Origin of the sequence: Turicibacter sp., assembly GCF_017941855.1 — a bacterium.
In the GTDB taxonomy this organism is placed as follows: domain Bacteria; phylum Bacillota_I; class Bacilli_A; order MOL361; family Turicibacteraceae; genus Turicibacter; species Turicibacter sanguinis.
Map to the genome: position 1 here is coordinate 1 of NZ_JAGAVR010000114.1, position 13045 is coordinate 13045.

A 13045-nucleotide genomic window follows, 5' to 3' on the forward strand; every position below is an offset into this window, starting at 1 on the left:
ATATATCATCTTATTTACATTATTTACGGTTGTTCCGGTTGTCATGTCGATGGGGCTAAGCTTTACGTATTTTAATATGTTAGAGCCACCGAAATTTGTTTTTTTAGATAATTATATTCGCTTATTTGTAGAGGATGAAGTCTTCCAAATCGCATTGAAAAATACATTGTTTTTAGCGATTATTACAGGTCCATTAAGCTATATCATGGCTTTCATTTTTGCTTGGGTCATTAATGAATTTAAACCAAAACTAAGAGCTGTTTTAACCTTAGTGTTTTATGCGCCTTCAATCGCTGGGAATGCGTTCTTAATTTGGTTAATTATCTTCTCAGGTGACGTGTATGGATTTGCAAATGCCTACCTAATGGAGTGGGGAATTATTGATTCACCAATTCAATGGTTACAAGACCCTGATTATATGATTTGGATTTTAATCATTGTTCAGCTTTGGTTAAGTTTAGGGGTATCCTTCCTTGCTTTTATGGCAGGACTTCAAAATGTTGATACAACGCTTTATGAAGCAGGAGCTATTGATGGAATCAAAAATCGTTGGCAAGAATTATGGCACATTACATTACCATCTATGAAATCACAATTATTATTTGGTGCTGTTATGCAGATTACACAATCATTTGCTATTTCAAATGTTTCGGTTCAATTAGTTGGATTTCCATCGGTTGATTATGCAGGACATACGATTGTCACTCACTTAATGGATTATGGTCAAATCAGATATGAGTTAGGATATGCCTCAGCCATTGCTACGGTATTATTTGCCATTATGCTTCTTTCAAACTTAGTCGTTCAAAAATTACTTAGAAAGGTCGGGTCATAACATGAAAAATAAATATAACAAAAATAAAGAATTTTATAGAGAGTTATTATTTGTTGTTGCCGGCCTATCGTTCTTCTTAATTTTTATCTTTTTTACGCGATTTGTGATTAATGTGATTGCTATGGTCGGGGTCGTTGCGTTTATCATTTCCATTCGTAAAACAGTTTTTGAACAGATCGGTTTAATCCCAACGTATTTAAAGCAGTTTGGTGTCTTTTTAATCAGTCTTCCCAAAAAAGGTCTAGATGTCCTTAAAATGATTCCATCGTGGTTAAAAAGAAGTAGACACAAACATAAATATGGGAAAAAACGTTTGAACCGTTCAAAGCTGGGAGATTTCTCACTGTTTCTATTTTTAGGGGGATTTGGACTCTTCTCAGCTTGGCCATTGTTGTTTATCGTTAATAATGCATTTAAACCAATGGATGAAATTTTTATGTTCCCACCACAATTATTTGTAAAAAACCCTACCTTTACGAACTTTTACGATTTACTCATCGTGATTGGGAATTCATGGGTACCATTCTCTCGCTATTTCTTTAATACGATTTTAATTACATTAGCAGGAACGTTTGGCCATGTTATCTTTGCTTCTATGGCAGCTTATCCATTAGCGAAATTTAAATTCCCGGGTTCGAAATTTATTTTTAATATCATTGTCTTATCCTTAATGTTTGCACCACAAGTGACTGAAATTCCTAACTATATTACGATTTCATCGCTAGGATTAGTTGATTCCTATTGGGCAATTATTCTTCCAGCCTTTGCCTATCCACTTGGCCTTTATTTAATGAAACAGTTTATGGAAGGGATTCCGATGTCGTTGATAGAAGCCGCTAAAATTGACGGGGCAAGTGAGTTTGAAATCTTTTGGAAAGTCGTCATGCCAGTTGTTAAACCTGCATGGTTAACGCTTGTCATTCTCGTATTTCAACAGCTATGGGTTGCAACGGGGGGGAACTTTATCTACAGTGAAGAATTAAAGACCTTGAGCTATGCACTAAATCAAGTTGTAACAGTTGGGATTGCCAGAACAGGTGTATCGGCAGCTATAACACTCATTATGATGATTGTACCAATTACTGTTTTTGTTATTACACAAAGTAATATTATTCAAACGTTTGCAACGTCTGGTATGAAAGAGTAGGTGTGGGGAGTGAAAAGAAAACTTAAATATTTATCTGCATGTTTAGTAGTAGCTACAATGATGAATGTTAATCCTGTTAAAGCGGATGTGAACTCAAATAGTGAATATTACTTATATGATTACTGGGGGGAACCCTATTATTCAGCACCATTGTTTGAAAATGTAAAGATGGTCGATGCAAATGATTACCTCAATCAAGGCATTAGATTAGATAAAATCACAGATATTTTTTATGAAAACAATCAATTTTACTTACTCGATGCTTCAGAGGGAAATGAGAAGATCGTGATATTAGATCAATCATTTAATTATATTTCAACGATTTCGACATTTAACAATGGTGATAAGTTATCTAAACCTCAAAGCCTTTATATTCGCGATGGGTTAATTTATATTGCAGATACGGGAAATGGACGAGTCGTCGTTTTAGATCAAATGACACACGAATTAAAAACTATCATAGGAAAACCAGAGGGTGTACCTGGACTTGAAAAGAAAGCAACCTATGAGCCGACTAAAATTGCCGTTGATAATGTTGGGCGTATTTACATGATTGTAAATGGAATTTATGAAGGAATTTTAGAAGTCGATATTGAGGGGAATTTCTATGGATTTAAAGGGGTAAATAAAGTTAAAGTTGATTTTGTTGACTTATTTTGGTATCAATTTATGACAAAAGAGCAACGTGAACAAACAATCGGCTATTTACCAACACAATTTGCTAATATTGATGTGGATGAGAATGGATTTATTTATACCGTCACGCGCTCAGATAGTAAAGAACCGATTAAGAAATTCAATCTTAAAAGTGAGGATGTCTTAAAGTTTGAGTACGATTTTGCTCGTCCGAGCGGGGATTATATGCAAAAAAGCAAATACGGAACAAATGTGTTTGTTTCAATTGCCATAAACGATTATGGAATTTATGCAGCGTTAGATGAAGTTTATGGGCGTATCTTCTTATATGATGAAAATGGAAATATGCTTGGAATTTTAGGAAATAATGATGAATTGAAAAAACCAAGTGAAATTATTTGGGTAGATGATGACTTAGTCGTAATTGACAGTAGTTCAAATCGAATGAAAGTGTACACGCCAACGGAATATGGGAAAATTGTGTTGAATGCCTCAAAAAGCTATTATGATGGAGATCTTCATCAATCCTCTTTATATTGGGAAGAAGCATTGAAACAAAATTCAAACTTCGAATTAGCTTATACTGGAATCGGTAAAATTAAATATCGTGAAGGTCAGTACAAAGAAGCCATGGAATATTTCCAATTAGGTCAAAGTCGAAGTAACTATACACGAGCATTTGAAAAATATCGTGGTGAAATGATTAAACAATACTTACCAGTCGTCTTTTTTGTTGGAACTGGAGCGGTAATCTTTTACGTTGTAAAATCTGTGCGTCGTAGCGGAAAGAAGGGGCAGGCTGATGTATTCTAATTTCAAAGAGAGATATGTTGATTTTCCATTACATGTTAACTTACGCCCATTTAAGGGATATGAAGCATTAAAATTTCAAAAAAAGGGCGAACTAAAAGTTGCGCATCATTTCCTTTTAATGCTTATTTTGTTAAGCATAGCGGAATATGTTTATACGGGCTTCTTGGTTAATAATTATAATCCACATGAGTTCAGTTTATTACGTCAAATCTCACTTCCAATGATGACTGTCGTTTTAATTAATATTTCCATCTGGTCAGTCACAACATTGATGAATGGGAAGGGAAAATTTATTGAGATGTATCAAGTCATTTTGTATAGCTCTGTCCCTTTGATTATCACGAAGTTTATCGCACTATGTTTTAGTCACCTAATTGTCGCGGATGAAATTGTCTTTTATTATTTAATCTTAAATATTGGATTATTATGGACTGTCTTTAGTTTTATTATTGGGATGGTTGTCGTTCAAGAATATTCATTAGGAAAGACGATTGGAACACTTGTATTATCTGTTGTAGCTGGCATCATCATTTTATTTATCCTCATATTGTTATTTAGTTTACTACAACAACTTTATGGCTTTATTATTTCAATTTTACGTGAAATTAACTATATGATGGGGGGGTAAGCGATGAGTTGCGTAAAGGAAGGAATCATCAGTATTTTTTCATTCATTGTTAAACTAGTTGTTAGTTTATTTAAAGGAATCGGATTGTGGTTTTTAAGTATCATTCTGGGGATTTATAGGGTTTTAAAATCGATTGTATTAGGCATCTTTTACCTTGTATTTAAAACATCAATTAAGCAAAAGCTTTTCATGCTACTCGTCGTTGTTTTACTAGGTGGGGGATTTGTTTTAAGTCGAATCAATGATTTAGATGCTAAAACATTAGAACATACGGATCGCGAAACACAACTTGGTGAATTAATCGATTTAAATTACCAACGCTTAAAGGATGAGGAAAAGTACATCACACTTTATGATCAAGCAGATTATATGGTTAAGATGGATTTAACAACAACGAATATTGAGATATTAAATAAGAAAACAAATATCACATACAATACGCTCGCATCGGCGGGTAGTAGCGAGGCATTAAAAACACCATTTACCATCACGTACAAATTAAAAGATTCTAATAGCACTCAAACACTTAATGCGATGAACCAAAGTGTCAAAGAAGGAAGTTATGAGGTTTATGAGATTGACCATGGTGTGCGTGTTGATTATACGATTGGAGATTCTAAATACTCGTTAAAGGACTTGCCATCGTTCATTGCACCAGATAAATTTGAAGAAAAAATATTGAATGTTGTCTCTGAAGAGTCTAAAGAATTAATTAATAAATATTATAAATATTCTAAAGACCGTGATGTCTACTATCCAAGTAATCCTAAAAGTGATTCAAGACTTGTCTATGAAATTATCTTTTATGAAGGAGAGTACACCTTTGAAGATTTAAGTGATGATATCTACAAATATACGGGGAAGGATGAAGCGAAGCATCCAAAAGGAACATTTACCTTTCCAATTGAGTACACCTTTGAAAATGGAACATTAAATGTGAATGTTCTCTTCCAATCTGCGTTAATTCCAGATGAGTTTCAGGTCGTAACAATGGATTTATTACCGTCATTTGGCGCTACTTTAAATGGAGAATCGTCATATGCTTTACTACCAGATGGTAGCGGGGGGATTGTAGAACTTAATGGTGTTAAAGGAACAAATAATGTCTATATTAAATCACTTTATAATAATAGTGAGCTGCTAGAGTCTCCAGTCAAAAGGTTCGATGAATTGGCAACAATGCCGGTGTATGGAATGACGAGTGAAACTCAAGGGTTTTTAGCAATCGTCGATCAAGGGGCGGAAAAAACAAATTTGGTTTTAACGGTAAGTAATGATGAAAATGAGCCAAGTCGTATTTTTCCACGTATTCAAAATGTAGATACCTATAATCATGATTTTTATGGTGATGGATCTTTAACAATTAAATATTACTCTGAGAATAAGACAAGTGAGTATCGTATTCAATATCATTTATTAGATGAATCAAATCATGATTATTTTAGTATGGCAAATTTATATCGTGAATACCTGGTTAACACGTATGGATTAACGGTTCAAGATGATATTTCATCAGGGATTTTAGTGGATATGATTGGTGGAATAAAAAAAGAACAAAATGTGATGGGAATTCAATTTGATAAAGTAGAGTACGCGACGACATACCAACAAGTCATTAAGATTTTAGAAGAGTTGAAAACTGTGAAAAACTTAACGACAGTGTATACTGGTTGGATGAACGGAGGATACACACATGATCTCCCAACTCAAATCAAATATGATCAAGCGGCAGGTGGAAAGTCTGAGTTTGAATCATTAGTCTCGTACTTAAATGACAATGAAGTAAATCATTATTTTGATATCTCATTTATTGAAACCTATCGTAAAAATGATAATGGATTCCGCGCGACTGAACATGGGATTACAAATGTTCCAAACGAAGTTTTAAAAAGACAGGATGTCAAACCGAATACCTTACTAGAAGATAAAACAAGTTTAGTTAAATATTTTGTCTCTCCACAATACCTAAATAGTGTTGTCGATCGATATTTGAAAAATCAAGAATTTGAATTGAGTGGATTATCTCTTAGAAATATTGGAAGTTTATATTATGCTAACTATGGTCGCAAAGGAGTAGAATTTACTTACGCTAAGCAATATGTAGAAGAAGCACTTCAGACATTAACAGAGGCAGGATATCAGTTGTTAATGAAAGATGGTTATAATTACACCTTCCCATATAGCAGCTATCAAACGAATATTCCATTAGAGACAACTTATAACGGGGTGATTGATTATTCAATTCCATTCAAACAGATTGCATATAACGGATTCTTTGATTACAGTGGGGAAAGTGTGAATATTGAAAATGCGACGTCAGTAGAAAAAAATCTCCTAAAAGCTGTGGAATTCGGTATGGATGTTAAATATACCGTTTCTTATGAAGATTCATCATTCTTTAACAATACGGATTATACGTATTACTATCACACAACATTTGACGATTTAAAAGATGATATTTTTGAAACATCGAAAGTGATTGAAGAATCAAAACAAGTAATAGGAAATGGCCATATCGTAGGACATGAACGATTAATGAATGATGTATATCGAGTGACTTATGAAAATGGAAAGACGCTAATCTTTAATTATAATAACGAAGGTGTCAATGTGGGTGGAAAAATGATTCCAGCGCTAGACTATATCGTAGAATAGGGAGGGATAAATGATGAAACTCATAAATCCAATTAAATATTATAAGCAACTCCATCATTCAAAACAAAGAAATATTGTCGGTTTCTTATTCGTACTTCCTTGGGTCATTGGCTTTTTCCTCATATTTATTCGCCCACTTATCTATACGGTAATTTATTCATTCCAAGAAATCAAATTAGTTCAAGGAGGATTGAGTAAATCATGGGTGATGTTTGAAAATTTCAACTATATTTTTAGGGTTGTGCCGGATTTTCAACGAACATTTTTCACTTCCATTCAAAAAACCCTCATTGAGTTACCAACGATTGTCATCTTTAGTATGCTAATCGCTGTGCTTTTAAATACAAACTTCAAATTTAGAGGCGTGGCACGTACCATCTTTTTCTTACCTATCATATTTGGGTTAGATATTTATACAAAATTTCAAACGGGAAGTTCATTAACTGAAATCGGAGTGGAACAAGTCGGATCCTCAAATTTCTTAAATGTCAGTGAGATTTTTACATTTTTAAATAATGCGGGGATTCCATCTGGAATTACGATGTTTATTGGAAATTCGATTAATCAAGTTTTTGAAATTATTTCGTATTCAGCTGTCCAAATCTTGATTTTCTTATCAGGGCTGCAATCGATTAGTTCTACCTTGTATGAAGTAGCATGGATTGAAGGTGCAACAAAGTATGAAACGTTTTGGAAAGTCACAATTCCAATGATTTCTCCAATCATTGTGACGGTTTCAGTGTATACCATTGTTGAATCGATGTATCGTTCAGCAGTATTAGAGGCTGCTAGGGAGATGGCGTTTACAACAGGAAACTATGGAGCGAGTGCTGCGATTTCGGTTTGCTACATTATTTCAATTGTCATTATTTTAGGAATTTTAATTAAGTTGTTATCTAAGGTGGTGTTTTACTATGAATAAGCCGAGTCTTAAACAGGGGTGTACGAATCCTAGAGTAAAGAGAAAATTCAATGAATTTGTGATTAAGGTGATTCAATATTCACTTGTCATCAGTATCGGATTTATGATCTTATATCCAGTTTTAAAAATGATAAGTACCGCCTTTACTTCTCCAAATGATTTAGGGAATCCATTAAGTTTTTGGATTCCTGAAAATCCAAGTACGATTATTTTAAAATTATGCAGTAGAATTTTAAAACCTGATCAATCCTTACTATTATCGATGGCTTATTCTGGCGCACTTATGGTGATTCAACTTATTTCCTCTGCGGTTGTTGGTTATGGATTAGCACGATTTAACTTTAAAGGGAAAAATCTAATCTTTGCTGGGGTTATTTTAACTATTATTGTGCCGCCTCAAACGATGATTTTATCTCAATATTTAAATTATCGATACTTTGATTTCTTTGGAATGATTGAAATGGTTAATGGAGAAAGTATCAATTTACTAAATAATACACCCGCTTATTTTATGATTGCTTTACTCGGGCATGGATTAAAATCAGGTCTCTTTATTTTTATCTTTAGACAGTTCTTTAGAGGATTGCCAAAAGAATTAGAAGAGGCAGCAAGTATTGATGGAGCAGGATATGTTAAGACATTTGTACAAATTATGCTTCCAACAACAGTGCCAGCCATGTTAACCGTAGGCGTATTCTCATTTGCGTGGAATTATGGAGATACATACTATTCTTCATTATTTGTGAAATCAGGAACTGATTTACTCTCATTAATTATGAATACGCAAGTGTCTAATACGAATGTAATCACGGGTGCTTATAGCGCTCTAACTGGTTTTGAAATCGATCAAGTTAGTCCATTTTTACTTCAGGCTATTAGGGGGACTTCATTACTTATCTTTATTAGTCCACTCTTAATTTTATATTTCATCGTTCAACGAAAATTTGTTGAAAGCTTTGAACGTTCAGGAATCACAGGATAAAAAGAGTCATATTAATGACTCTTTTCCACTAATAATTTAATTAAAAGGAGGGATAAAATGTTAAAGAGTTTTAGAACTTTTAATGTAGAAGAAAATCTATCAAGCGATACCGTAGCCTACTTGTGTGAGGATTTATCTTATCAAAATCAAGTCCTGTATACGGAAGAACAGACACAGTATAAAACAATAACGTTTTATAAAAAAAGAAGTCTGAATGAACAAAATGTAGTACTAATTGGAATCAAAGGGATTCAACACGAGTATGAATATCGTCAATTAGGTGGAGAAGTGGGACGATTTTTAGATCAACAAGAGATTGAACGTGTGACGTTTAATGGATTAAAAGATGAGGTGCTACCTCACTTTTTAGAAGGACTAATTTTAGGAACCAATTATCAAGATGATTATAAAAAAGAGCGCAAGTCAGCAGCTTTAAAAACGATTAGTTTTGATAATCAACTCGATCTTAAATCTTTATATCAAGACGTGTTAAATAAAACAAAAGCAACTTTATTAGCACGACATATTTCAAATGAGCCATTAAATCAGTTTAATGCCGCGCAGTATGCAGACTTCATAACTGAAGCATTTCAAGATTTAAAGGTTGACGTTGAAGTGATGAATAAAGCAGATTTAATCTCAAGAGAGTTTAATGGAATTTTAGCGGTATCAAAAGGAAGTCATATTGAACCCAGAGTAATCACTCTCAAATATCAAACAAATCAAGAGTTACCACTAACTGCATTAGTCGGGAAAGGGATCACATTTGATATGGGTGGTTACAACATTAAAAGTGGTCGGGATTTATCAGGTAGTCGTGTGGATATGGGAGGTTCAGCAGCTGTATTTGGAGCGATTTATGAGTTAGCGATCCAACAAAAAGAAGCAAATGTGATTGGAATTATTTTAACAACTGAAAACCTCATTAATAGTGAAGCGATGGTCCCCGGTGATATTATTAAATATCGAAATGGTTTAACGGTACAAGTGGTTAATACAGACGCAGAAGGCAGACTTTTATTAGCTGATGGACTTCTTTATGCACAAGAGTTAGGAGCTAAAAGTATTATTGATATTGCGACCTTAACTGGATCAATTGGAGGGGCACTCGGACAAGAAATGGCTGGCTTTTTCACGGATGATGAATCGCTTCGAAAGGAATTGAAAGAGAGTGCTCATGTAACCGGAGAAAAAGTTTGGGAGCTTCCATTAATTAAAGAATATGATAGCAGTTTAAATAGTCACTATGCTGATTTAAGTAATCTTTCTAGTTTAAGTTATGCAGGACATATTACAGCAGCCTTATTTTTAAAACGATTTGTGGATGATAAGATTTCATGGGCACATGTTGATATCGCAGCCATGACGGATGTACATGCAGATCGCGGGGATTATGTGACAGGGATGACTGGATATGGTGTTAAATTATTAGCAAAAACAATTGAACAAATGAATTTAAATCATGAATACGGTATAATAGAGGTAAGATAAAAAATGTAATGAAATGTAAATGGAGGAAAAATATGAATCAGTGGGGAATCATTGCAACTTGGTATTTTGCACGGGATGGTGTGAATCTAGCATCTCACTTATTAAATAAGGGAGAAGCAGCGACGGATGCGTTAAAAGTCGCTATCCATGATGTTGAAAACAATCCTCGTTATAAATCAGTGGGATATGGTGGATTACCAAATCAAGAGGGTGTGTGCGAGTTTGATGCGGGATGGATGAATGGAGATACACTTGGTTTTGGAGCAGTAGGGGCAGTAAAAGATATTAAAAATGTCATTGATGTGGCTGAGAAATTATCACATCAGCAATTTAATGCATTTTTAGTTGGAGCAGGAGCAGAGCAATATGCTCATCTAGAAGGATTTGAGCGCAAAAATATGCTGACCGAAAAAGCAATGCAAGAATATCGTGATCGTAAGTCACAGATAGATATGAATGAATTAACGTCATATGATGGTCATGATACAGTTAGCATGGTTTGTGTCGATCAGTTAGGAACAACGATTGCTGCAACATCGACAAGTGGGTTGTTTATGAAAAAACCTGGCCGTGTGGGAGACTCACCGATTATTGGATCGGGCTTTTATGCAGATAGTGATATCGGTGGTGGAGCCGCAACTGGAGTAGGAGAGGACATTATGAAAGGTTGTCTTTCATATGAAGTCACGTCGTTAATGGAGCAAGGCTTAACGCCGATGGAGGCATGCGAAAAAGCATTAAAGAAATTTGAGCGAAAACTAATAAAAAAACGTGGTAAAGCAAGCCCGATTAGTATTGTAGCGATGAATAAAGAATGCGAATGGGGCATTGCAACGAATATCGAATTTACCTTTGTTGTAGCAACACATGATCATCCTGCCAAAACTTATGTGGCTGAGATAATTGATGGAGAGACAGTTATCAGGCCTGTAGAAGATGTCTCAAAATGGGCGATGAATGAAGAACATAAACTAGACTAAAGAAGAAGGTTGCATTAATCTTCTTCTTAAATGAAATGGGGTGAATAGGATGAATGAAACAAGACATTTAGAAGGGAAACTGTACCAGTTTGCCAACTATGTGGCGCAGATGTTATTAATTAATTTCTATATGGTGATTGGAAGTTTGATGGGATTGTTAGTCTTTGGAATTGCACCATCCTTCTATGCAGGGCTGAAATTAATTAAAGAAATAGTAGAAGAAGAAAGAGACACAAACCTATTTACACGATTTATGCAATATTATCGACAAAGCTTTGTAAAAGCCAATAAAATTGGTTTTTCATATCTATTAATCTTCACGATTTTAGGAATTAATGTTTATTATTATGATCATCAACTAGGAGACGGTTTTATGAAAGTCGGTATTTTAGTGATGAACTATTTTCTGATTTTTATTACGCTTTTATCATTTATGACGTATATGGGAATTGAAATAAGGTTTAATTGTCGGACGAAAGAGTATATAAAAATGTCGATTCTATTTCCAATTTTTTATTTTCTTAACACGATTGGATTTCTAATCGCCGGGATTGCCATCTTTTTTATTCTGACTTTGTTTAGCCAGTTTATTGCATTTTTATTTGCTGCGGCATATTGTTATTTAAACCATTATTATGTGAGCGGCATGGCAATGAAATTTAAAAAATTACAAGAAGAAAAGTTTCAAGTATACGATATAGAAAATGAGGAAATCAATTAATCAATAATGAAGGAGGAAATCATCATGATTTATGAAGCATGTGTCGGAAGTTATCAAGAAGCAATCGAGGCAGCAAAACGTGGTGCTAGTCGAATTGAATTATGTGCTAATTTGTTAGAGGGTGGAACAACGCCAAGTTATGGAACGATTATCAAAACGCGTCGTGATGTGCGACTTCCCATTATGGTCATGATTAGACCCCGTGGTGGAAATTTCTGCTTTAACGAAGATGAAGTAGAGATTATGATTGAAGATATTAAACAGTGTAAGGAAATAGGTGTAGATGGGGTGGTAATTGGTGCCCTGAAAGAAAATGAAATTGATGTTAAGACCATTAAAACGTTAGTTGAAATTGCGAAACCATTATCGATGACATTCCATATGGCATTTGACGAATTGACAGATCCATTTAAAGGAATTGATATTTTGAAAGGGTTAGGGATTAATCGTATCTTGACAACAGGAAAAAATGAAAATGCTCTTAAAGGAAAAGAATTGATTAAAGAATTTATTGAATACGCAAATAATGAAATAATAATTATGCCAGGTAAGGGAATTACAACAAAAAATCGTGAGGAATTGATTGGATTTTTACAGATAAATGAAGTGCATGGAACGAAAATCGTATAGAAAATGAATTTAAATGAGTTAATTCTTGGTTATAACGGAGCGAATAGCTCCCTTTTTTATTCGATTTTTTAAAGGATAGGCGACAAAATCGCAACGGTCAGTTTATCTTGGGGAGGAGCTGGCGATATGAGCAAGGAAAACAGGTGATAAAAGAGGTTTTTGGCTTAGAGGTTATCGAAATGGCACATACATTATCGGGGAGTGAATATGTTGATAGGCAGCCAAAAGAACGTGCAGATGATTTGATGGAAGCTTTTAAAGATAATAGCATCAAAGCGATTTTTAATTGTATCGGTGATGATAATCGTATCAGATTATTACCGTGTGTGGGTTTAGGCATCATAGAAAAGAATCCTAAAATTTTGATTGGTCATTCTGATACAACAATTGGTCACTTAATGTGTTTTAAGGCAGGTCTTTCTAGCTTTTATGGACCGAGTTTACTCGCAGAATTTGCAAAAAATGGTGGTATGTTTGAGTATGCGAAGAACTGCGTTCAGAAGATGTTATTTGAAACTGATGTAGGAGGTGAAATCAAGATGTCTTGGAATTTGGGTAGTGAATACCTGCATTGCGACTATGAGTTATGTCATCAACGACGCTAA

Annotated in this window: 12 protein-coding genes; all 12 read left to right on the forward strand. The window is 34.3% G+C overall.

Annotated features, from left to right (window positions below; all coding sequences use genetic code 11):
- Nucleotides 1-835, forward strand: an 835-nt coding sequence (locus tag J6D32_RS12435) for a carbohydrate ABC transporter permease (RefSeq protein ID WP_287467722.1), incomplete at its 5' end; no start/stop codon positions are given.
- 1 nt (nucleotide 836) lies between these two features.
- Nucleotides 837-1982 carry a carbohydrate ABC transporter permease gene (locus J6D32_RS12440; RefSeq protein WP_009607567.1) on the forward strand — a complete coding sequence of 382 codons (1146 nt, stop codon included), beginning with the start codon at nucleotides 837-839 and terminating at the stop codon, nucleotides 1980-1982.
- Nucleotides 1983-1991: 9 nt separating this feature from the next.
- Nucleotides 1992-3431, forward strand: coding sequence for an NHL repeat-containing protein (locus tag J6D32_RS12445; RefSeq protein WP_009607555.1), 1440 nt, complete (start codon nucleotides 1992-1994; stop codon nucleotides 3429-3431).
- Nucleotides 3421-4059, forward strand: a complete 639-nt coding sequence (locus J6D32_RS12450; RefSeq protein WP_009607540.1) for a YIP1 family protein — start codon at nucleotides 3421-3423, stop codon at nucleotides 4057-4059. Before J6D32_RS12445 ends, J6D32_RS12450 begins: the two co-directional genes overlap by 11 nt.
- Nucleotides 4060-4062: 3 nt before the next feature.
- Nucleotides 4063-6714, forward strand: a complete 2652-nt coding sequence (locus J6D32_RS12455; protein WP_055164820.1) for a DUF5696 domain-containing protein — start codon at nucleotides 4063-4065, stop codon at nucleotides 6712-6714.
- Nucleotides 6715-6727: 13 nt separating this feature from the next.
- Nucleotides 6728-7636 (forward strand): carbohydrate ABC transporter permease, encoded by a 909-nt coding sequence (locus J6D32_RS12460; RefSeq protein WP_039931072.1) that lies wholly within the window; start codon nucleotides 6728-6730, stop codon nucleotides 7634-7636.
- Complete coding sequence (locus J6D32_RS12465) at nucleotides 7629-8618, forward strand: carbohydrate ABC transporter permease (protein WP_009607556.1); 990 nt, start codon at nucleotides 7629-7631, stop codon at nucleotides 8616-8618. Before J6D32_RS12460 ends, J6D32_RS12465 begins: the two co-directional genes overlap by 8 nt.
- Before the next feature lie 57 nt (nucleotides 8619-8675).
- Nucleotides 8676-10109, forward strand: a complete 1434-nt coding sequence (locus J6D32_RS12470) for a M17 family metallopeptidase (RefSeq protein ID WP_009607550.1) — start codon at nucleotides 8676-8678, stop codon at nucleotides 10107-10109.
- Between the two features lie 32 nt (nucleotides 10110-10141).
- Entirely contained in the window at nucleotides 10142-11089 is a 948-nt protein-coding gene (locus tag J6D32_RS12475) for a glycosylasparaginase (RefSeq protein ID WP_009607579.1), read from the forward strand.
- Nucleotides 11090-11138: 49 nt separating this feature from the next.
- Nucleotides 11139-11810, forward strand: a complete 672-nt coding sequence (locus J6D32_RS12480; RefSeq protein WP_055164818.1) for a YesL family protein — start codon at nucleotides 11139-11141, stop codon at nucleotides 11808-11810.
- A gap of 24 nt (nucleotides 11811-11834) precedes the next feature.
- Nucleotides 11835-12440 carry a copper homeostasis protein CutC gene (locus tag J6D32_RS12485; protein WP_009607554.1) on the forward strand — a complete coding sequence of 202 codons (606 nt, stop codon included), beginning with the start codon at nucleotides 11835-11837 and terminating at the stop codon, nucleotides 12438-12440.
- Nucleotides 12441-12547: 107 nt separating this feature from the next.
- Nucleotides 12548-13045, forward strand: coding sequence for an LD-carboxypeptidase (locus tag J6D32_RS12490; protein WP_009607563.1), 498 nt, complete (start codon nucleotides 12548-12550; stop codon nucleotides 13043-13045).

Excerpts from the sequence above, each read along its gene's own strand:
- J6D32_RS12440 (WP_009607567.1), top strand. The coding sequence starts at position 837 with ATGAAAAATAAATATAACAAAAATAAAGAATTTTATAGAGAGTTATTA.
- J6D32_RS12450 (WP_009607540.1), top strand. The coding sequence starts at position 3,421 with ATGTATTCTAATTTCAAAGAGAGATATGTTGATTTTCCATTACATGTT.
- J6D32_RS12455 (WP_055164820.1), top strand. The coding sequence starts at position 4,063 with ATGAGTTGCGTAAAGGAAGGAATCATCAGTATTTTTTCATTCATTGTT.
- J6D32_RS12460 (WP_039931072.1), top strand. The coding sequence starts at position 6,728 with ATGAAACTCATAAATCCAATTAAATATTATAAGCAACTCCATCATTCA.
- J6D32_RS12465 (WP_009607556.1), top strand. The coding sequence starts at position 7,629 with ATGAATAAGCCGAGTCTTAAACAGGGGTGTACGAATCCTAGAGTAAAG.
- J6D32_RS12470 (WP_009607550.1), top strand. The coding sequence starts at position 8,676 with ATGTTAAAGAGTTTTAGAACTTTTAATGTAGAAGAAAATCTATCAAGC.
- J6D32_RS12475 (WP_009607579.1), top strand. The coding sequence starts at position 10,142 with ATGAATCAGTGGGGAATCATTGCAACTTGGTATTTTGCACGGGATGGT.
- J6D32_RS12480 (WP_055164818.1), top strand. The coding sequence starts at position 11,139 with ATGAATGAAACAAGACATTTAGAAGGGAAACTGTACCAGTTTGCCAAC.
- J6D32_RS12485 (WP_009607554.1), top strand. The coding sequence starts at position 11,835 with ATGATTTATGAAGCATGTGTCGGAAGTTATCAAGAAGCAATCGAGGCA.